The organism is Pseudothauera rhizosphaerae (assembly GCF_004801305.1).
GTDB classification, from domain to species: Bacteria; Pseudomonadota; Gammaproteobacteria; order Burkholderiales; family Rhodocyclaceae; genus Pseudothauera; species Pseudothauera rhizosphaerae.
The window spans coordinates 24,102-44,342 of sequence record NZ_SSOD01000014.1 but is presented as its reverse complement, the minus strand read 5'-3'; the positions used below and the strand labels follow the sequence as shown (position 1 = coordinate 44,342).

The 20,241-nt window shown below is 69.0% G+C and carries 22 protein-coding genes; all 22 read right to left on the bottom strand.

Translation table 11 applies throughout. The annotated features are described in order from the left end of the window. Nucleotides 1–31: 31 nt before the first annotated feature. Complete coding sequence (locus E6O51_RS16060) at nt 32–1,342, bottom strand: adenylosuccinate synthase (RefSeq protein WP_136386023.1); 1,311 nt, start codon at nt 1,340–1,342, stop codon at nt 32–34. Between the two features lie 6 nt (nt 1,343–1,348). Further along, a complete protein-coding gene (locus tag E6O51_RS16055) occupies nt 1,349–2,512 on the bottom strand; it encodes an ATP phosphoribosyltransferase regulatory subunit (protein WP_136386022.1) in 1,164 nt (387 codons plus the stop codon). 8 nt (nt 2,513–2,520) lie between these two features. Beyond that, entirely contained in the window at nt 2,521–2,706 is a 186-nt protein-coding gene (locus tag E6O51_RS16050; protein WP_136386021.1) for a DUF2065 domain-containing protein, read from the bottom strand. A 4-nt stretch (nt 2,707–2,710) separates the two neighbouring features. Further along, nucleotides 2,711–3,592, bottom strand: coding sequence for a protease modulator HflC (gene hflC / locus E6O51_RS16045; RefSeq protein WP_136386020.1), 882 nt, complete (start codon nt 3,590–3,592; stop codon nt 2,711–2,713). Continuing rightward, nucleotides 3,592–4,872, bottom strand: a complete 1,281-nt coding sequence (gene hflK, locus E6O51_RS16040; protein WP_136386019.1) for an FtsH protease activity modulator HflK — start codon at nt 4,870–4,872, stop codon at nt 3,592–3,594. Before hflK ends, hflC begins: the two co-directional genes overlap by 1 nt. A gap of 14 nt (nt 4,873–4,886) precedes the next feature. Next, on the bottom strand, nt 4,887–6,086 hold the full coding sequence (hflX, locus tag E6O51_RS16035; RefSeq protein ID WP_136386018.1) for a ribosome rescue GTPase HflX: 1,200 nt from the start codon (nt 6,084–6,086) through the stop codon (nt 4,887–4,889). A 50-nt stretch (nt 6,087–6,136) separates the two neighbouring features. Next, nucleotides 6,137–6,382 (bottom strand): RNA chaperone Hfq, encoded by a 246-nt coding sequence (hfq, locus tag E6O51_RS16030; protein WP_136386017.1) that lies wholly within the window; start codon nt 6,380–6,382, stop codon nt 6,137–6,139. 92 nt (nt 6,383–6,474) lie between these two features. Next, nucleotides 6,475–7,803: a ribosome biogenesis GTPase Der gene (gene der, locus E6O51_RS16025; protein ID WP_136386016.1), complete on the bottom strand. Its 1,329-nt coding sequence runs from the start codon at nt 7,801–7,803 to the stop codon at nt 6,475–6,477. Between the two features lie 15 nt (nt 7,804–7,818). After that, nucleotides 7,819–8,961, bottom strand: coding sequence for an outer membrane protein assembly factor BamB (gene bamB, locus E6O51_RS16020; RefSeq protein ID WP_136386015.1), 1,143 nt, complete (start codon nt 8,959–8,961; stop codon nt 7,819–7,821). Nucleotides 8,962–8,964: 3 nt separating this feature from the next. Continuing rightward, on the bottom strand, nt 8,965–9,609 hold the full coding sequence (locus E6O51_RS16015; RefSeq protein WP_136386014.1) for a YfgM family protein: 645 nt from the start codon (nt 9,607–9,609) through the stop codon (nt 8,965–8,967). Next, nucleotides 9,596–10,906 carry a histidine--tRNA ligase gene (gene hisS / locus E6O51_RS16010; RefSeq protein ID WP_136386013.1) on the bottom strand — a complete coding sequence of 437 codons (1,311 nt, stop codon included), beginning with the start codon at nt 10,904–10,906 and terminating at the stop codon, nt 9,596–9,598. The genes E6O51_RS16015 and hisS overlap by 14 nt, the downstream gene beginning before the upstream one ends. 19 nt (nt 10,907–10,925) lie before the next feature. Continuing rightward, the gene (gene ispG, locus E6O51_RS16005; RefSeq protein ID WP_136386012.1) at nt 10,926–12,176 is read right to left on the bottom strand and encodes a flavodoxin-dependent (E)-4-hydroxy-3-methylbut-2-enyl-diphosphate synthase; all 1,251 of its coding nucleotides are present in this window, start codon (nt 12,174–12,176) and stop codon (nt 10,926–10,928) included. An 8-nt stretch (nt 12,177–12,184) separates the two neighbouring features. Further along, nucleotides 12,185–13,096: a RodZ domain-containing protein gene (locus tag E6O51_RS16000; RefSeq protein WP_230976815.1), complete on the bottom strand. Its 912-nt coding sequence runs from the start codon at nt 13,094–13,096 to the stop codon at nt 12,185–12,187. Beyond that, complete coding sequence (gene pilW, locus E6O51_RS15995) at nt 13,093–13,899, bottom strand: type IV pilus biogenesis/stability protein PilW (protein WP_136386011.1); 807 nt, start codon at nt 13,897–13,899, stop codon at nt 13,093–13,095. The genes E6O51_RS16000 and pilW overlap by 4 nt, the downstream gene beginning before the upstream one ends. After that, on the bottom strand, nt 13,896–15,017 hold the full coding sequence (gene rlmN / locus E6O51_RS15990) for a 23S rRNA (adenine(2503)-C(2))-methyltransferase RlmN (RefSeq protein WP_136386010.1): 1,122 nt from the start codon (nt 15,015–15,017) through the stop codon (nt 13,896–13,898). The genes pilW and rlmN overlap by 4 nt, the downstream gene beginning before the upstream one ends. 69 nt (nt 15,018–15,086) lie before the next feature. Continuing rightward, nucleotides 15,087–15,512, bottom strand: a complete 426-nt coding sequence (ndk, locus tag E6O51_RS15985; protein ID WP_136386009.1) for a nucleoside-diphosphate kinase — start codon at nt 15,510–15,512, stop codon at nt 15,087–15,089. A 150-nt stretch (nt 15,513–15,662) separates the two neighbouring features. Next, nucleotides 15,663–15,947 carry a ferredoxin family protein gene (locus tag E6O51_RS15980; RefSeq protein ID WP_211091436.1) on the bottom strand — a complete coding sequence of 95 codons (285 nt, stop codon included), beginning with the start codon at nt 15,945–15,947 and terminating at the stop codon, nt 15,663–15,665. Further along, on the bottom strand, nt 15,944–17,254 hold the full coding sequence (locus E6O51_RS15975; protein ID WP_136386007.1) for an FAD-dependent oxidoreductase: 1,311 nt from the start codon (nt 17,252–17,254) through the stop codon (nt 15,944–15,946). Before E6O51_RS15975 ends, E6O51_RS15980 begins: the two co-directional genes overlap by 4 nt. Before the next feature lie 12 nt (nt 17,255–17,266). Next, entirely contained in the window at nt 17,267–18,346 is a 1,080-nt protein-coding gene (locus E6O51_RS15970) for an electron transfer flavoprotein subunit alpha/FixB family protein (protein ID WP_136386006.1), read from the bottom strand. Nucleotides 18,347–18,356: 10 nt separating this feature from the next. Continuing rightward, entirely contained in the window at nt 18,357–19,202 is an 846-nt protein-coding gene (locus E6O51_RS15965) for an electron transfer flavoprotein subunit beta/FixA family protein (protein ID WP_136386005.1), read from the bottom strand. Nucleotides 19,203–19,212: 10 nt separating this feature from the next. Continuing rightward, a complete protein-coding gene (locus E6O51_RS15960; RefSeq protein WP_136386004.1) occupies nt 19,213–19,401 on the bottom strand; it encodes a 4Fe-4S binding protein in 189 nt (62 codons plus the stop codon). A 128-nt stretch (nt 19,402–19,529) separates the two neighbouring features. Beyond that, entirely contained in the window at nt 19,530–20,210 is a 681-nt protein-coding gene (locus tag E6O51_RS15955) for a response regulator (RefSeq protein ID WP_136386003.1), read from the bottom strand. Nucleotides 20,211–20,241 lie beyond the last annotated feature (31 nt).

The window sequence follows — 20,241 nt, the reverse complement described above, 5'->3', positions numbered from 1 at the left end:
GCCCGTTCACAGGGCGGCGCGGATCACGCCATCAGGCGCCGAAGGGATGGCGGCGCAGGATGGTTTCGTCCCGCTCGGGGCCGGTGGAGATCACGTCGATGGGAATCTCGCAGATTTCCTCGATGCGGTGCAGGTAGGTGCGCGCCTCCTGGGGCAGCGCATCCCAGCTCTGGGCCCCGAAGGTGGAGCCGCTCCAGCCCGGCAGGGTCTCGTAGATGGGCTCGCAGCGCTCGACTTCTTCCGCGCCCATGGGCAGCAGGTCGATGCGCTGGCCATCCAGTATGTAGCCCGTACACAGCTTCAGTTCGGCCAGGCCGTCGAGCACGTCCAGCTTGGTGATGCACAGGCCGGTGACGCCGTTGATGATGATGGAGCGCTTCAGCGCGGCTAGGTCCAGCCAGCCGCAGCGGCGCTTGCGCCCGGTGACGGTGCCGAATTCGCGTCCCTTGGTGGACATCTGCTCGCCCGGCACGCCCTGGGTCTCGATGTCCAGTTCGGTCGGGAAGGGGCCGCCGCCCACGCGGGTGCAGTAGGCCTTGGTGATGCCCAGCACGTAGTGCAGGCGCCCGGGGCCGACGCCCGAGCCCGCCGCGGCCTGCCCGGCCACGCAGTTGCTGGAGGTGACGAAGGGATAGGTGCCGTGGTCGATGTCCAGCAGCGTGCCCTGGGCGCCCTCGAACAGCAGGGAGCCACCGGCCTTGTTGATGGCGTACAGTTCCGCGGAGACGTCGGCCACCATGGGGCGCAGTTCGTCGGCGTCGGCCATGGCCTGGGCGAAGACCTTGTCGAAGTCCACGGGCTGGGCACCCAGGTGTTGGGTGAGCACGAAGTTGTGGTATTCCAGGTTGGCCTTGAGCTTCTCCGCGAAGCGCTCCCGGTCGAACAGGTCGTACACCCGCAGCGCGCGGCGCGCCACCTTGTCCTCGTAGGTGGGGCCGATGCCCTTGCCGGTGGTGCCGATCTTGTCGCAGACGGCGCGGGCGGCTTCCCGCGCCAGGTCCAGCGCCACGTGGTAGCCCAGGATCAGCGGACACCCCGGGCTGATGCGCAGGCGGTTGCGCACCTGGATGCCGCCGGCTTCCAGCTTGCGGATTTCCTCCAGCAGATGCTGGGCGTCCAGGACCACGCCGTTGCCGATGTAGCAGGCCACGCCTTCGCGCACGATACCCGAGGGCACCAGGTTGAGCTTGTATTCGGTCTGGCCGATCACCAGCGTGTGGCCGGCGTTGTGGCCACCCTGGAAGCGCACCACGCCTTTGGCATGATCGGTGAGCCAGTCGACGATCTTGCCCTTGCCCTCGTCACCCCACTGGGTGCCCACGACCACTACGTTCTTAGCCATCTTTCCTCAATCTCCGAGTAGCGCCTCGACCGCCCAGCGGCCGTCGCGCCTGACCAGCCGCCGGTCGCAGCCGGCCTCTTTCCATGTTCCTTCATGTCCCGGCAGCGCGGTCATGACGATTTCGCCGCGGGCACGCAGGGCGGCCACTTCGGCGGCGAGCGCCCCATCGTTCCCCTCGTCCGCGGCCGGCGCCAGGATCGCCCCGGCCCGCGGCTCGTCCGGCAGGCGCAGCGCCAGTTCGCGCAGGTCCAGGCTGAAGCCGGTGGCCGGACGGCCGCGGCCGAAGGCCTGGCCGACGCGGTCGTAGCGCCCGCCCAACGCCAGTGCGCCCGGCGAACCATTGCCGTAGGCGGCGAACACCACGCCGCTGTGATAGTGGTAGCCGCGCAGGTCGCCCAGGTCGAAGCTGAGCGGCAGGTCGGCGAGCGCGGCGGCGAGCCGGCGCAGGTCGTCCAGCGCAGCGCGGATGTCCGGTTCGTCCGGCAGGCGGCGGGCGGCCTCGTCCAGCACCGTGGCGTCACCGTAGAGTTCGGTCAGCGCGAGCAGCGCCGAGCGCACGGGTTCCGCCACGCCGGCGACGAACTCGCGCAGCGTGGGCACGTCCTTGGCCTGCAGCAGGTCGAAGAGCTCTTCCTCGCGCTCGGGCACCATGCCGGCGCGGGCGGCCAGGGCGTGGAACAGGCCCACGTGGCCGATGTCGATGCGGCTCGCCGGCACCCGGGCGATGGAAAGCGCCTCGGCGAGCAGGCGGATGACCTCGATGTCCGCCTCGATGCCGGCATGGCCGTAGAGTTCGGCGCCGAGCTGCAGCGGCTCGCGGGTGGCGGTGAGCGTGGACGGCAGGGTGTGCAGCACGCTGCCGCAATAGCACAGCCGCGCCACGCCGCTGCGGTTGAGCAGGTGGGCGTCGATGCGCGCCACCTGGGGCGTGGTGTCGGCGCGGATGCCCATGCTGCGGCCGCTGAGCTGGTCCACCAGCTTGAAGGTGCGCAGCTTGAGGTCCTGCCCCGCGCCGGTGGTCAGCGAATCGAGATATTCGAGCAGCGGCGGCGCGACGAGCTGGTAGCCGTGCACGCGGAAGGCGTCGAGCAGGCCGCGGCGCAGCCCTTCGAGCTGCTCGGCTTCGGCCGGCAGGGCGTCCTGGATGTAGTCGGGCAATACCCAGCGCATGGAAGGCATCAGAGGAAAAGGATCAACAGCACCACGCCGACGAGCATGGAGGCCAGACCGATGAAGCGTATCTGGCCGTTCTGCAGGCTGGCGAGGCGCAAAAACGTCTCGCGCCAGGTGGCTGGCGCGAGGAAGGGCACGATGCCTTCGAGCACCAGCATCAGTGCGAAGGCGACTAGCAGGGAACTGGCCATCTGCTCAGTTCTTTTTCGCTCCGCCGGAGCTCTTCATGAACTTGAAGAAGTCCGAACTCGGGTCGACCACCAGCACGTCGCCCTTGTCCGCGAAGCTGGACCGGTAGGCTTCCAGGCTGCGCCAGAAGGAGTAGAAATCCGCGTTCTTGCCGAAGGCCTGGGCATAGATGGCGGTGGCCCGGGCGTCGCCCTCGCCCTTGGTGCGCTGGGCGTCGCGGTAAGCTTCGGCGACGATGACCTCGCGCTGGCGGTCGGCGTCGGCGCGGATGCGCTCGGCTTCCGCGGCGCCCAGCGAACGCAGCTCGTTGGCCACCCGGGTACGCTCGGCTTCCATGCGGCGATACACCGCCTCCGACACTTCGCCCGGCAGGTCGACGCGCTTCAGGCGCACGTCGAGGATCTGCACGCCGATGGTGCGCGCGTCCCGGTCGGCGCGCTCGCGCATCTGGTCCATGATGCGGTCGCGCTCGCCGGAGACCACGTCGTGCACGGTGCGGCGGCCGAACTCCTCGCGCAGGCCGGCATTGACCGTCTGCAGCAGGCGGATGCGCGCGCGCGCCTCGTCGCCGGCCACCGACACGTAGTAGAGCTGCGGGTCGATGATGCGCCACTTGACGAAGTGGTCCACCAGCACGTTCTTCTTCTCGGCGGTGATGAAGCGCTCCGGCTCCGGCGTATCGATGGTGAGGATGCGGCGGTCGAAGTAGCGCACGTTCTGGATCAGCGGCCACTTGAACTTGAGGCCGGGTTCCTGGATGACCTGCTTGACTTCGCCGAGCTGGAAGACGATGGCGTACTGGCGCTGGTCCACGGTGAACAGCGTCATGGAGGCAAGCAGGAGGGCGAACAGCAGCCCGCCGGCGAAAATCGGCATCTTGTCACGCATCAGCGCTCTCCCCGCTCACGCAGGCGCGCAAAGTCGCGGCTGCGCGGGTCCGCAGTAGTGTCGAAACGGCTCGCAGGCGCGGGCGCCAACCCGGTCGGCGGCTGCTGGGTTGCCGGGGTTTCGGCAGAAGGAGCCGCGGGGCTCGCCGCTCCGGCCTGCTGCATGAGCTTGTCCAGCGGCAGGAACAGCAGGTTGCCGTTGCCCTTGGCATCAATCAGGACCTTGCTGGAACGCGCCAGCACCTCCTGCATGGTGTCCAGGTACATGCGCTCGCGGGTCACGCCGGGCGCATGGTTGTACTCGGCCAGGATCTGCTCGAAACGGCTTGCCTCGCCTTCGGCGGACGCGATCACACGGTCGCGGTAGGCGCGCGCCTCTTCGAGCAGGCGGTCGGCGGTACCCCGCGCACGCGGGATGACGTTGTTGGCGTAGGCCTCGCCCTCGTTCTTCTGCCGCTCGCGGTCCTGGCCGGCCTTGACCGCATCGTCGAACGCGGCCTGCACCTGCTCGGGCGGCTGGGCGTTCTGCATGGTCACGCGGCTGATCTGCACGCCGGTGTCGTAGCGGTCGAGGATCTCCTGCATCAGCGCCTGGGCCGAGGCGGCGATGTCCTCGCGCCCTTCGTAGAGCACGAAGTCCATCTTGCTGCGGCCGACGATCTGGCGCATGGCCGTCTCCGCCGCCTGGCCGACGGTCTCGTCCGGGAAGCGGTTGTTGAAGAGATAGTTCTCCGGGCTGTTGAGGATGTACTGCACGGCGAACTGGATGTTGATGATGTTCTCGTCGTCGGTGAGCATCAGCGCTTCGCGCAGCATGCGGTTGCGCTCGGTGCCGCGGTAGCCGACTTCGACCGTGCGCACGCCGGTCAGGTCGACCACCTCGTGCGACTCGAACGGATACGGCAGGCGCCAGCGCAGGCCGGGATCGGTGGTCTGCACGTAATTGCCGAAACGCAGCACCACGCCGCGCTCGTTGGCATTGACGATGTAGAAGCCGCTCGCCAGCCAGACCACCAGCAGCAGCGCGATGAGCACGCCGATGCCGCCGCCGAACTGCCTGAACGAGACGTTGGGCAGTTGTGGTCCGCCGCCACCGCCTTCGCCCGACGGCCGGCGGCCGCCGCGCTTGCCGCCCAGCAGGCCGGACAGTTTCTGGTTGAAGTCGCGCCAGATGTCTTCGAGATCGGGGGGCCCCTGGTTGCCGCCGCGGTTGCCTTGTCCGCGGTCGCCTTCGTTGCCGTCGTTCCCCTGGTTTCCCCAGCGTGGATCGTTGAGTGACATGAGTATGCCCGTAATCACTTTTGGATGGATGCGGTGTCCGGAGATGTCGCGGAAGATGCCGCCTGGGCCGGGGCTTCCGCACCGGCATGAGTCACCCCGGCCTCGGGGCCGGGGCTTGCGCTCGATGCGTGGTCATGCGCGGCTTCGGCCAGCGCGTCCCGCAGCAGGCCCAGGCCTTCGCCGGTTCTGGCGCTCAAAAAAACGCGCCTGATTCTACCATAGTCGTCCCGCTCGACCGCCGGCGCGGCGCGGGTCAGGTCGATCTTGTTCCACACCAGTATCTGCGGCACGTCGCCGGCGCCGATTTCGGCCAGCACCTGGTTGACCGCCTCGATCTGCGCGTCGCGGTCCTCGCTCGCCGAATCGACCACGTGCAGCAGCACGTCGGCGCTGGCGGTCTCCTCCAGCGTGGCCTCGAAGGCGGCGACCAGCGCGTGCGGCAGGTCACGGATGAATCCGACCGTGTCCGACAGCACGACGTTCCCGCCGCCGACGAAGAGCTTGCGCGAGGTGGTGTCCAGGGTGGCGAAGAGCTGGTCGGCGGCGTAGGCGCCGGCCTTGGTGAGGGTGTTGAACAGCGTGGACTTGCCCGCGTTGGTGTAGCCGACCAGGGACACCGACAGCACGTCGCGGCGCTCGCGCTGGCGGCGGCGGGTCTGGCGCTGGCGGCCGAGCTGCGCCAGGCGGGTCTTGAGCATCTTGACGCGCTGGCCGAGCAGGCGGCGGTCGGTTTCGAGCTGGGTTTCGCCCGGCCCGCGCAGGCCGATGCCGCCCTTCTGCCGCTCCAGGTGGGTCCAGCCGCGCACCAGGCGGGTGGCCAGGTGCTGCAACTGGGCGAGTTCGACCTGCAGCTTGCCTTCGTGGCTGCGCGCGCGCAGGGCAAAGATGTCCAGGATCAGCGCGGTGCGATCGATCACCCGGCATTCCAGCGCACGTTCCAGATTGCGCTGCTGGGCGGGCGACAGGGCGTGGTTGAAGATCACCAGGTCGGCGTCATGAACGCGCAGGGTCTCGGCGATCTCCTCGACCTTGCCGCGCCCGGCGAACAGCGCCGAATCGGGCGCGGCGCGGCGCCCGCGCACGACGGCCTCGACCGTGGCGCCCGCACTGGTGGCGAGCAACTGCAGTTCGGACAGGCGCTCGTCCACCGCGCCCTGGCCGAGATCGAGCTGAACCAGTACCGCCCGTTCGCCCGACGCGGGACGTTCAAACATGCGCGCTCAGATTCGGCGGCCCGGACAGGCCGGCAGGAACGGGACCGGGTTCAGTTGCCGCCCTCGCCCGCGTCCTGTTGCTGGATGGAGACCGGGCGGGCGGGGACCACGGTGGAGATGGCGTGCTTGTACACCATCTGGGTCACGGTGTTCTTGAGCAGCACCACGTACTGGTCGAAGGACTCGATCTGGCCTTGCAGCTTGATGCCGTTGACGAGGTAGATCGACACCGGGACGTGCTCCCGGCGCAGCGTGTTCAGAAACGGGTCTTGTAGAAGTTGCCCTTTGTTGCTCATGCTAGAACCTCTGTACTTGTGTTTATAAGAATGTAAAGGATTTCCTGCTGCACCGCCACATGAGCGGATTGTGGAAATCCCGGTGTGGAAGATCAGGGTTTGTCGGCATACGGATTGTGCGCGGTGCGGAACTGTATCCGCAAGGGCGTGCCCTGCAGCCTGAAGGCCTCGATGAAGCTGTGTTCCAGGAAGCGCACGTAGGAGGGCGGCACGTGTTCCAGCGCGGTGCCGTGGATCACCACCACCGGCGGGTTGCTGCCGCCCTGGTGGGCATAGCGCAGCTTGGGGCGGAATACGCCGTGGCGCGGCGGCGCCTGCTTGGCGAGCGCGGCCTGCAGCGTGCGCGTCAGGCGCGGCGTGGACAGATTCACCATGGCCGCGGCGTAGGCCGCGTCCACCGACTTCAGCAACGCACCGATGCCGTTCGACTTGAGCGCCGAGATGTAGTGGAAGCGCGCGAAGCCGAGGAAGTTCAGCTTGCGGGCGATATCCGCCTTGACGCGCTCGCGGCGGTAGTCGTCCACGTCGTCCCACTTGTTGACGGCCACTACCAGGGCGCGCCCCGCATCGAGCACGAAACCGGCGATGTGGGCGTCCTGCTCGGAGATGTCCTGGGCGGCGTCGAGCACCAGCACCACCACGTTGCACTGCTCGATGGCCTGCAGCGTCTTGATGACCGAGAACTTCTCCACCGCCTCGAACACCTTGCCGCGCCGGCGCAGGCCCGCGGTGTCGATCAGCGTGTACTGGCGGCCGTCGCGCTCGAAGGGAATGGCGATGGCGTCGCGCGTGGTGCCCGGCATGTCGAAGGCGATCACGCGCTCTTCGCCCAGCAGCGCATTGACCAGCGTGGACTTGCCCACGTTGGGCCTGCCGACGATGGCCACGCGCGGGCCGGCGTCCGCGCCCTCCTCCGCCTCGGCCTCCTCGGGGAAGGGCTCCAGCGCGACGTCCACCAGTTGGCGCACGCCGTCGCCGTGGGCCGCGGAGACCGGCAGAGGGTCGCCCAGCCCGAGGGCGTGAAAGTCGGCGGCCGCCATGCCGCGATCCATGCCCTCGGCCTTGTTCACCACCAGCAGCACCGGGCGCCCCGCACGCCGCAGGCGGGCGGCGATCTGCTCGTCGTGGGGGGTCAGCCCCGCGCGGCCGTCCACCAGGAACAGCAGCACGTCGGCTTCCGCGATGGCCTGCTCGGCCTGGCGCGCCATCTCGTGCATGATCCCGTCCTTGGCCACGGGATCGAAGCCGGCGGTATCCACCACCAGATACTTGCGCTCGCCCACCCGGCCGATGCCGTAATGACGGTCGCGGGTGAGCCCGGGCTGGTCGGCGACCAGCGCATCGCGCGTCCTGGTCAGGCGGTTGAACAGGGTGGACTTGCCCACGTTGGGGCGGCCGACCAGGACGATGGTGGGATTCACGCTAGCTCTTGTCGATCAACGGACTTCGTAGGCCGCGAGGTCGCCGTCGCGCGTCTGCACGACGAAACCCTGGCCGAAGGGGCGTGGGTCGGCGGTGATGGCGCCGCCGCCGGCGCGCACGCGCGCGGCGAAGGCGCCGTCCTCCCGGCGCAGCAGGTGGACGTAGCCTTCCAGGTCGCCGACCGCCACGTGGGAACCCAGGGCGAGGGGACGGGACACCTTGCGCCGGGCCAGTGCATCCTGTTTCCACACGCTGGCACCGCTGAAGGCGTCGAGGGCATGCACGGCATCGGTCTCGTCGGTGAGGAAGGCGAAGCGGGTGTCGCGGTCCATGCCCACGCTGCTGGAGAACTCCCGCGACCACAGCGGATTGCCGTTGGCCGCGTCGAAGCAGCCGGCGCGGCCCTGATAGGTGACGGCGCAAATCTCGCGCCGGCCGAGCACGGGCGTGCCGGCCACGTCGGCGACGCGCTCCAGTTCGGTCGAACCGCGCGGCGTGGCCACCGTCAGCTCCCACAGTTCGCCGCCGTTGCCGGCATTGATTGCGGCCAGCTTGCCGCCGGGGAAACCGGCGAGCACGACGCCGCCTTCCAGCAGCACGCCGGCCACGCTGCGCAGGGCGAGCGGCGGCGTGCTGCGCTGGTACACCCAGCGCCGCGCGCCGTCGGCGGGGGAAAGCCCGATCAGGCGGCTGTCGGAGGCGCGCAGCACGACGATGTCGCCGGCCACGGCCGGCGGTGCCAGCACCTCGGCCCCTACCGGCACGCGCCAGCGTTCGGCGCCGCTGTCGGCATCCAGCGCAATCGCCTCGCCGGTCGTGGTGACCACCACCACCAGCGTGCCGTCGCTGCCGACCCCGGCGGAAAGGCGCTGATCCACGTCCACCGACCAGCGCCGGCTGCCGTCGTCGAAACGCACCACGGTACCGTCGTGGGCCGCGGCATAGACGCTGCTGCCGAGGACTTCCGGCTGGAACACGTAGGCGCCGCTGCCGCCCACGCGGGCGGACCACAGGGGACGCAGTTCGGCGGAAGCCTGGAAGGCCGTCAGTTCGGCCGGCTCGGGGCCGGAGCTGGAGAACGGGTTGAGGGAGGAGCAGCCCGTGCCGGCGAGCACGACGGAAGCCAGCAACACCGCGCGGATCAAGGTTGTGCGCATCGCTCAGCCCTCCAGCGCTTCGAGCTTGACGCGCACCACTTCGCGCAGGGTGGCACCGCCGTCGGTGCCGTTGCCGATGGCGTCGAGGGCGGCCTGGTAGGCGGCGCGCGCTTCGGCCGGCTTGCCGGCCGCTGCCAGCACGTCGCCGCGCAGATCGGCGAAACGCGCGGCGAACGGCGTGGCGGGCGCGGGCGCCAGTTCGGCCAGGGCCTCGTCGTGCTTGCCCTGCTGCAGCAGCACGGTGGCCAGACGCAGGCGGGCGACGTCGCGCAGGGCCGGGTCGCGCCCTTCGGCGGACGCCCACTGCAGATGGGCGCGGGCGTTGTCCAGGTCGCCGCGTTCGAACTGCACGCTGGCGGACAGCAGCGCGCCCAGTTGGGCGTAAGCGGTGCCGCCATAGCCGGCGATCAACTGGCCGGTGGCCTCGCGCGCCTTCTGCGTGTCGCCCTGCTCGGCCGCCTGCTGCACGGCATGGTAGAGCGCGCCGGCCTCGGCGGCCTGCTTGCCCTGGTACCACCTCCAGCCCTGCCAGCCCACCGATGCCAGCGCGGCGGCCACGGCAAGGGCGGTGACGAACTTGCCGTACTGCGCCCACCACGCCTTCAGTTCGGAGATCTGTTCCTGCTCTTCCAGGTCATAGACTGCCATCGTCGCCCTCGTTGTCTTCGTCTTCGGTATACAGGAGCTCGGCCACCGCCTCCGGCAGGGCGTCGAGCGCGATGCGCTGCTGGCCGCCCGGCCCGCGCAGCGGCTTGAGGCCGACCTCGCCCGCCGCCGCTTCGTCTTCGCCGATCACCAGCGCCACCGCGGCGCCGCTGGCATCGGCCTTCTTCATCTGCGACTTGAAACTGCCGTCGCCGCAATGGAGCACCACCGCAAAGCCATGGGTGCGCAGCGCCTCGGCGGCGCGGAAGGCCAGCCGGCGCGCTTCGTCGCCCAGGTGCACCACGTAGGCGTCAGGCTGCGCGCCATCGGACTCGCCGCCCGATTCGCGCCACAGAGCGAGCAGGCGCTCCACGCCCATGGCGAAGCCGGCCGCCGGCGTCGGCTTGCCGCCGAGCTGTTCCACCAGGCCGTCGTAGCGCCCGCCGGCGCATACCGTGCCCTGCGCCCCCAGGCGCGTGGTGACCCACTCGAACACGGTGCGGTTGTAGTAGTCCAGCCCGCGCACCAGGCGATGGTTGATGCGGAAGGGGATGCCGGCATCGCGCACCAGTTGCTGCACGACCTCGAAATGGGCGCGCGACTCGTCGCCGAGATAGTCGGCCAGGCGCGGCGCGGCTTCCACCAGGTCCTGCAGTTCCGGGTTCTTGGTGTCGAGGATGCGCAGCGGATTGGTATACAGGCGGCGCTTGCCGTCCTCGTCCAGACGCGCCTGGTGCTGCTCCAGGTAGGCGATCAGCGCGGCGCGGTGCGCGCCTCGCTCCTCGGCGGAGCCCAGCGAATTGAGTTCCAGGCTGACGTCCTCCAGGCCGAGGTCGTCCCACAGCCGCGCGCACATGATGATGAGTTCGGCGTCGATGTCCGGCCCGGCGAAACCCAGGGCCTCCGCGCCGATCTGGTGGAACTGGCGGTAGCGCCCCTTCTGCGGCCGTTCGTGGCGAAACATGGGGCCGTGGTAGTACAGGCGCTGGGGGCCGTGGGAGGCCACCAGGTTGTGCTGGATGGCGGCGCGCACGCAGGAGGCCGTGTTCTCCGGGCGCAGCGTGAGCTGCTCGCCGTTCAGGGCGTCCTCGAAGGAGTACATCTCCTTCTCGACGATGTCGGTGACTTCGCCGATGGCGCGCGTGAACAGCGGCGTCGGCTCGACGATGGGGGTGCGGATGGGCCGGTAGCCGTAGCTCTTCAGCCAGTCGCGCACGATGTCCTCGAAGTGTTCCCAGGCTTCCGCCTCGTCGGGCAGGATGTCGTTCATCCCGCGCACGGCCTGCAGGGTCTTGCTCATGTTGTCGTCGTGTGCGGGCTCAGCCCGCCTTCCTCGTGTATCGGGTAGCCACGTAGTCGTCCACGATGGCCTTGAATTCCGCGGCGATGTTGGCCCCGCGCAGGGTGACGGTCTTTTCGCCATCCACGAACACCGGCGCCGCCGGGGATTCTCCGGTGCCGGGGAGCGAGATGCCGATGTTGGCGTGCTTGCTCTCCCCCGGACCATTGACCACACAGCCCATCACCGCCACGGTCATGTTCTCCACGCCGTCGTACTGGGTGCGCCACACCGGCATCTGCTCGCGCACGTAGGTCTGGATGCCGGCCGCCAGTTCCTGGAAGAAGGTGCTGGTGGTGCGCCCGCAACCGGGACAGGCGATGACCATGGGGGTGAAGGCGCGCAGCCCCATGGTCTGCAGGATTTCCTGGGCGACGATCACTTCCTGGGCACGGTTGCCGTTGGGCTCCGGGGTGAGCGAGATGCGGATGGTGTCGCCGATGCCTTCCTGCAGCAGCACCGCCAGCGCCGCGGTGGAGGCGACGATGCCCTTGGAGCCCATGCCCGCCTCGGTCAGCCCCAGGTGCAGCGGATAGTCGCTGCGCGCGGCCAGTTCGCGGTATACGGCGATCAGGTCCTGCACGCTGGAGACCTTGGCGGAGAGGATGATGCGGTCGCCGGGCAGGCCGTATTCCTCGGCCTTGGCGGCGGATTCGAGCGCCGAGACCACCAGCGCCTCGCGCATCACCGCGCCGGCGTCCCGCGGCTCGGCCAACCGGGCGTTGGCGTCCATGATGCGCGCGAGCACGGACTGGTCCAGGCTGCCCCAGTTCACGCCGATGCGCACCGGCTTGTCGTGGCGGCAGGCCAGTTCGACGATGGCGGCGAACTGGGGGTCGCGCCGTGCGCCGGCGCCCACGTTGCCCGGGTTGATGCGGAACTTGGCCAGCGCCTCGGCGCAGGCGGGAAAATCGGTGAGGAGCTTGTGGCCGTTGTAGTGGAAGTCGCCCACCAGCGGCACATCCACGTTGAGCGCCAGCAGGCGGTCGCGGATGTGGGGCACGGCCTTCGCGGCGTCCTCGTTGTTGACCGTGATGCGCACGATCTCCGAACCCGCGCGCGCCAGTTCGGCCACCTGCATGGCGGTGCCGAGCACGTCGGCGGTGTCGGTATTGGTCATGGACTGCACCACGACCGGCGCATCCGCGCCGACCGCGACACGGCCGATGCGCACCAGGCGGGTGCGGAAGCGCGGTTTGGCGCCGAAGGGGCAGACGGGAGCTTGCACCATCGCGCTCGTCACCTCAGGGTCACGCGGGCGACGCTGACCCGCGTGTGCGGCGCCAGGTCCACCGGCTGGCCGTTGTGGGACAGGCTCACCTCGCCGGCATTGCCGATCACCACCGCCAGCGGCGCCCCGCCCCGCACGCTGCGCACCTGGCCGGCGCTGCCGATGCCGGTGGCCAGCACGCTGCCCGCGGCATCGCGCACTTCGTACCAGGACTCGCCGCTGAAGCGCAGTTCCACCCTCGTCTCGCCCGCAGCCGGCGCCTCGGCCAGCCGCGGGGCCGGCACGGGGGCCGCCTGCGGCTGCGGTGCGGCGGCGGGAGCCGGTGGCGTCACGCCCGGAGCGGGCACGACCGCTTCCGGTACGGTCGGCACCACCTCGACCGTCGCCGGCGGGACGCCCTCCTCCTCCGTGCCCGGCGGCGGGAAGGCCGGTTCGGACAGCGGCGCGGTTTCAGCGGGCAGCGGCATCGCGACTTCCACCGGCGCCGGTGTGCGGAACCAGTCGAAGTACCAGCCCGCCAGCACCACCAGCAGCAGGGCGAAAGCCACCACGGCCACCGGCGTGGGCGACGTGGGCCGATCCCCTCCCACCGGCATCACGCCTTCGGCATTGGACACCGGCGTCAGTTCGACCGCCTCGGAGGCGGACGCTTCGACACCCACCACGCTGATCAACGGCTCGGGGTCCAGCCCGAGCTGGCGCGCATAGTTGCGCAGGAAGCCGCGCGCGAAAGCCGGGCCGGGCAGCAGGTCGAAACGCCCGGCCTCCATGGCTTCGATCTGGCGCGAGCCGAGCTTCAGCATCTGCGCGACGTTGGCCACCGTCAGCCCGTGCATCTCGCGTGCACCGCGCAGAATCTCGCCGACCGCGGCAGCGTCGGCGCGTTCCGGTTCCATGGTCTGTTCTTCGGTGTCGCTCACTCGTACTTCCCTTGCTGCATCAACAGGAACTCCGGGGAGGCCGAGAAGCGGCTGCGCAACTGCGTGGCGTAGCTCGCTTCGGCGTCGCGGTTGCCCAGCCGGCGTTCGGTACGCAGGCCCAGCCAGGCGGTCCCGGCCGTCGGTTCGCTCTGCTGGTGCAGGCGAATCAGGTAGGAACGGGCGTCGGCGTAATCGCCCTTGCGATAGGCGATGGACGCGAGCTGGTACAGGGCCTGGGTGTTGGCGGGGTCGGTGTCCACCGCGCGCAGGAACTGCTGGGCCGCGGCCGCATCGTCGTTCCGGCGCAGATGGCACAGGCCGGCATTGGTGTAAGGCCGCGTCGGCGTGCGGTAGTAGGGATTGCGCGCCGCCACGGCGAGGCGGGCCAGCCCGTCGTCGATGCGGTCGCGGGAGCACAGGAACCAGCCGTAGCTGTTGTTGAAGTCCGGGTCCCCCGGTGCCTCCGCGAGCGCGCGGCGGAAGTCGGCGTCGGCCTGCGCCGCGTCGTCGACGAACATGTGTATCAGAGCCTTCAGGTGGAAGGCCGGCGCGTAGCTGGCAACGTCCCGCAGTGCCGTGGACGCCTCGTCCAGCGCCACGTCGAAGCGCCCCGCCTGCAGATAGGCCATGCCGAGTTCCACGTGGGCCTTGGCGCGCGCCTCCGCGGGGCTCGCCGGTACCCGCTCGGACAGCGGACGGTCGGCCGGGGCGGTGGGCGCCACGACGGGTGCGGGCACGGTGGCGCAGGCCCCGAGCACCAGGGCCAGGGCGGCAGGGATCAGCTTCGCGGCGAAGCGCGTCATGGGCGGGCCTCCATCGGTTTCACGATTCGTACGGTGCGCCGGGTCTTGTCCTGCACCTGGCCGGCCAACTGGCCGCAGGCGGCATCCACGTCGTCGCCGCGGGTCTTGCGGGTGGTGGTGACGATGCCGGCGTCAATCAGGATACCTGCAAAGCGGCGGATACGCTCCGCCGGCGAGCGGCGGAAGCCGGAATTCGGGAAGGGGTTGAAGGGGATCAGGTTGAACTTGCACGGCACGTCGCGCACCAGCGCGAGGAGTTCGCGCGCATGGACGTCCTGGTCGTTCACGCCGTCGAGCATGACGTACTCGAAGGTGACGAAATCCCGCGGCGCGCGTTCCAGGTAGCGCCGGCAGGCGGCCATCAGTTCGGCCAGGGGATACTTCTGGTTGATCGGCACCAGGCGGTCGCGCAGGGCGTCGTTGGAGGCGTGCAGGGACACCGCCAGCGCCACCGGGCATTCGTCGCGCAGGCGGTCCATGGCCGGCACGATGCCGGAGGTGGACACCGTGACGCGGCGGCGCGACAGGCCGTAGGCGTGGTCGTCCAGCATCAGGCGCAGGGCGGTGACCACGTTGTCGAAATTGGCCAGCGGCTCGCCCATGCCCATCATCACCACGTTGCTGATGATGCGGCCGTTGTCCTTTTCCCCCGCCTCGAGATCCGGGGACGCTTCCCGCGCCGCACCCAGCAGCCGGTTGGCGAGCCACAGCTGGCCGATGATCTCGCCGGCCGTGAGGTTGCGGTTGAAGCCCTGCTTGCCGGTGGAGCAGAACGCGCAATCGAGGGCGCAGCCGGCCTGGGAGGACACGCACAGGGTGCCGCGGCCGGTTTCCGGGATGAACACGGTCTCGACCGCGTTGCCGTTGCCCACGTCCAGCAGCCACTTGCGCGTGCCGTCGGCGGAGAGCGAATCGCGCAGGGGCTCGGGCGCACGGATGCAGGCATCCAAGGCGAGCTTCGCCCGCAGGCTCTTGGCCACGTCGGTCATGCGCTCGAAATCGTCGCAGCCCTCGCGGTGCATCCAGCGCATCACCTGGCGGGCGCGGAAAGGCTTCTCGCCGCGCTCGGCGAACCAGGCGACCAGGCCGTCGACGTCGAAATCAAGCAGGTTGACCATGTCCAGGGGCGCTCGTGAACGGGAAAAGCGGTGCGCCCGTCTTGGGCGCCCCGCCTTGTCCCGGACAGCTCAGCGCGAGTAAACGTTCAGGGCCGGGAAGAAGAAGGCCACTTCCACGGCGGCGGTTTCCGGCGCATCGGAGCCGTGCACCGCGTTGGCGTCGATGGAATCGGCGAAGTCGGCGCGGATGGTGCCCGGCGCGGCCTTCTTCGGGTCGGTGGCGCCCATCAGTTCGCGGTTCTTGGCGATGGCGTTCTCGCCTTCCAGCACCTGGACGAAGACCGGGCCGGAGATCATGAAGGACACCAGATCCTTGAAGAAGGGGCGCTCCTTGTGCACGGCGTAGAACTCGCCGGCTTCCCGCTCGGACAGCCAAGTCTGACGGGCGGCGACGATCTTCAGCCCGGCGTCTTCGAAACGCTGGTAGATCTTGCCGACCACGTTCTTGGCGACGGCGTCGGGCTTGATGATGGACAGGGTACGTTCGATGGCCATGAAGAACTCCGAGGGCGTTTGAGAAAAACGCAGAATTTTAGCAGGATTCCGCCCTGCCTCGGAGACGGTTTCGGTATCACGGCGTTGCCCCGGGGTGCATCCGGCGATGCGCCCCCGGGATGGGATGGCGGGCACGCCGGCCCGCCGCCTTCAGCCGAACTTGAACTGGATGCCGTAGCCGCCGCGCGGGTATTCCCAGGCCACGTTGCGGTGGGTGGTGCAGATCACCCGGCAGGTGCCGCATTCCAGGCAGCCGTCGGTGGTCAGCACCACCTTGCTTTCCGCGCCCTCGTAGCAGCCGGCCGGACAGCACACGGTGCATTGGCGGGTGGTGCAGGCAGCGCAGACCGCCGCGTCCTTGATCTGGATGTGCGGCCGCTCGGCGTCGACCAGGTAGCGGTTCTGGTACAGCTTGTCTTCGACCTTGATGCTCACCGGAAAGCCCTCCACAGTTTGTAGGCGTCGCCGATGAGGCCGAAGAGGCTGCGTTCGGCGCGAAAGCCGCGATAGATGTCCTTCTGCTTGCTGCGCTTGTCCTCGCCGTCCACGGTGAGCATGGCGCGCGCCGAACGGTTGAGCAGTTCCGGGTAGGTGGTGAGGAACTGCTTGTTGCTGTCGAGCAGGTCGGGCAGGTCGGGCAGGTCCTTGTACTTCTTCAGGTCCTTGATGACGAAGCTGTCGTCGAGCCGGGCGCGGTAGCGGGCGAGGTTGGCGGCGCTCATGGCCTTGCCTTCGCGGCTGAGTTCGATGGCGGTCTCGGCGGCGATGCGGCCGGTGGTCATGGCGAGGTTGGAGCCCTCGCGGTGCACCGCGTTCACGAACATGCCGGAGTCGCCGACGATCATCCAGCCCTCGCCGTAGATCTGCGGGATGGCGTGGTAGCCGCCTTCGGGGATCAGGTGGGCGGCGTACTCCTTCATCTCGCCGCCTTCCAGCATGGGCGCGACCGAGGGGTGGGCCTTCAACTGTTCGAGCAACTGGTAGGGCGTGATCTTCTGTGTCATGAAGTCGGACAGGAGGCAGCCGACGCCGACGCTGATCGAATCGCTGTTGGTGTAGAGGAAGCCGGTGCCCATCATGCCGTGGGTGATCTTGCCCATCATCTCGATCACCACGCCCTCGTCGTCCTTGATGTTGAAGCGCGACTCGATGACGTCGGCGGGCAGGAAGTGGATCTCCTTCACCGCCAGTGCGACGTGCTTGGGATCGAGTTCCGGGCGGAAGCCGGCCTTGCGCGCCAGGGTGGAATTCACGCCGTCGGCGAGGATGACGAGGTCGGCGTAAATCCTGCCGTCGGCGCGGTCCACCTCGACGCCGACGACCTTGCCCTTGTCGTCGCGCAGCAGTTCCTTCACCGTGGTCTCGCAGATCACCAGCGCGCCGGCCTCCTTCACCTTGTCGGAGAACCACTTGTCGAAGCGGGCGCGGATGATGGTGTAGCGGTTGTAGGGCGGCTTGTTGAAGTCGTCCGAACGGAAGTGGCTGCCGACGTAGGAGCGTTCGTCCATCACCCACATGCGCTGCTCGATGATGTGGCGCTCCAGCGGCGCTTCCTCGCGGAAGTCGGGGATGATGCGCTCCAGCGCGTCGGCGTAGAGGATGGCACCCTGCACGTTCTTGGCGCCCGGCGTTTCGCCGCGCTCAAGTTGCAGCACCTTGAGGCCGGCTTTCGCCAGGGTGTAGGCAGCGGCGTTGCCGGACGCGCCGGCGCCGACCACGATGACGTCGAATTTCTCACTCATGATCTGGCTCCTTCAGCCCGCGCGGCGGGCGGTGGCGAGCTTCTGCCGGAAGGCTTCGGTGAGCGCCGGCAGGAGCTGCAGCGCGTCGCCGACGATGCCGTAGTGGGCGAAGTCGAAGATGGGGGCGTTGGGGTCGTTGTTGATGGCGACGATGCAGTCCGCGCCCTCCATGCCGACCCGGTGCTGGATGGCGCCGGAGATGCCGGCGGCGATGTAGAGCTTGGGCCGCACCGTCTTGCCCGACTGGCCGACCTGGCGGTCCAGCTCCACCCAGCCGGCCTGCACCACCGGACGCGAGGCGCCGACCTCCGCGCCGAGCACGCGGGCGAGATCCCACACCAGCTGGAAGTTCTCCGGCTTGGCGAGGCCCTTGCCGCCGGAGACGATGATGTCGGCGAAGGGCAGTTGCGGCTTGTCGCGGGTGTCGTCGGGGATGTAGTCGAGCACCTTGGTGATGATGGATTCCTCGGCCATTGCCAGCGGATGCTCGATGATGCGGCCCTCTCGGCCTTCCTGCCGTTCCGGCATCCCCATCACCCGCGGCCGCACGGTGGCCATCTGCGGCCGGTAGTTCAGCGTCACGATGGTGCACAACAGGCTGCCGCCGAAGGTCGGGCGGGTGGCGGCGAGGCTGCGGTTGTCCAGGTCGATGGTCAGCCCGGTGCAGTCGGCGGTGAGCCCGGTCGCCAGCGTGGTCGCCACCGAGCCGGCGAGGTCGCGGCCCTGGGTGGTGGCGCCGAGCAGCAGCACTTCGGGCTGGTAGGTGTTGACCAGTTCGGTCATGCCGCGGGTGAAGGGATCGTTGCGGTAGTCCTTCAGCACCGGGCTTTCCATCAGGTAGCAGAGGTCGGCGCCGTAGGCGAAGGCTTCCTGGCAGAAGGGCTGGCCTTCGCCGGGGGCGGCCAGCACCACGCCGGCCAGTTCCACGCCCAGCATGTCGGCCAGCTTGCGGCCTTCGCCCAGCAGTTCCCACGACACCGGATGGACCTGGCCGCGTTCGTGCTCGATGAAGACCCACACGCCCTTGTAGGCGGCCAGCCGCGGGTCGAGTTCGAATTTGCGCTTTTTCTTCACGGGTGCGTCGTTGCTCATGTTCGTCTCCTTAGCCGGCGCGGCGGGCGAGTTCCGCTTCCACCACCGGGAAGCGGCCGCCGATGCGGGCGATGAGTTCGACGGCGAGGTCGGCCGCGCGGCCGCTGTCCACCGTCACCATTTCCGCCTTCTCGGCGCGCGGGCTGGGGGTGAAGACCTTGTTCACCACGGTGGGCGAGCCCTTGAGGCCGATCCGGGTGACGTCCTCGATGCCGGCGGCGACGCGGTCCCAGCGGGTGAGTTCGTGGCGGGCGGCGCGCAACTGGTCGGGCAGGCTGCCGCGGCGCATCTCGTTGCTGCCTTCCAGCATGGTGACGAGGCAGGGCAGCGCGGTGCGCAGCACCTGCACGCCGCCTTCGGCGCGGCGTTCCACGGTGATCGTGCCGCCGGCTTCATCGACCTCAGCGACGCGCGACACGTAGGTGAGCAGTTGCAGGTCCAGCCGCTTGGCGATGCCGGGGCCGACCTGGGCGGTGTCGCCGTCGATCGTCTGCTTGCCGGTGAACACCATCGTGACCGGGTGGCTCTCGTGGATCTTGCGGATCGCCGAGGCCAGCGCGAAGCTGGTCGCCAGCGTGTCGGCGCCGGCGAAGGCCTTGTCGGTGACGAGGATGATCTCGTCGGCGCCGAAGGACAGCGCCTTCCTCAGCGCGGCCTCGGCCTGCGGCGGGCCCATGGTGATGACGGTGACGCGGCCGCCGTGCCTGTCCTTCAGGCGCAGCGCCTCTTCCAGGGCGAAAAGGTCGTAGGGGTTGATGATGGCGGGCACGCCCTGCCGCATGATGGTGTTGGTGACCGGATGCACCCGGATCTGGGCGCTGTCGGGCACCTGCTTGATGCAGACGACGCTGTGCATGGCGGGCTCCTCAGGCGTAGGAAATGCAGCCGTCGACGGGGCAGTTGTCCATGCATTCCGGATCGCCGCCATCGCATTCGCTACAGGTGGCGGCATCGATGCGGTAGACGCCCTTCTTTTCCGCGATGGAACTGGTGGGACAGACGGATTCGCAGGTGCCGCAGTTGGTGCACTGCGTCGGATCGATCTTCAAGGCCATGACTCGCTCCCCGACGGGATGGGTGGAAGACGAGTCCAGCTTAGGGATTGCGCCCGATAAATGCGGTAAACAGTCGATGTTGCACCGCAAAAAATGCGTAAATCGCCCGGCCGGCGTGGACCGGGGATTCAGGGCTGGAAGCGGTAGCCGACGCCGGTTTCGGTGAGGAAATGCACCGGCTGGGCGGGATCGGTCTCGAGCTTCTGGCGCAGGCGGCTGACGTAGATGCGCAGGTAGTGGTGGCTGTCCACGTAGGCCGGACCCCACACCTCGCGCATCAGGTGGTTGTGGGTGAGCACCTTGCCGGCGTTGGCGGCGAGCACGGTGAGCAGGCGATATTCGATCTTGGTCAGATGCACCGGCTCACCGTTGCGGATGACCATGCGGCGGCCGAAGTCCACCTCCACCTCGCCGAAGCGCAGCGTGCCGAAACCGTCGTCGTGGCGCACCCGCCGGCGTACCAGGGCGCGCACGCGGGCGAGCAGTTCGCCCACGCCGAAGGGCTTGGTGAGGTAGTCGTCGGCGCCCTGGTCGAGGGCGGCGACCTTGTCGTCCTCCTCGCCGCGGGCGGACAGGATCAGCACCGGCACTCCGCTCCAGGCGCGGATGCCGCGCAGCACCTCCATGCCGTCGATGTCGGGCAGGCCCAGGTCCAGCACCACGAGGTCGGCCTTGCGCGTGCCCGCCTCGATCAGGCTGCGCGCCCCGGTATCGGCCTCGAACACGCGGCAGCCCTCGGCCTCCAGCGCGCTGCGGATCAGGCGGCGGATCTGGGGTTCATCCTCGACGACCAGTACGGTGATGTCCATCGGGCGCGGTGCTCGCTGCGGCGGTCTGCCG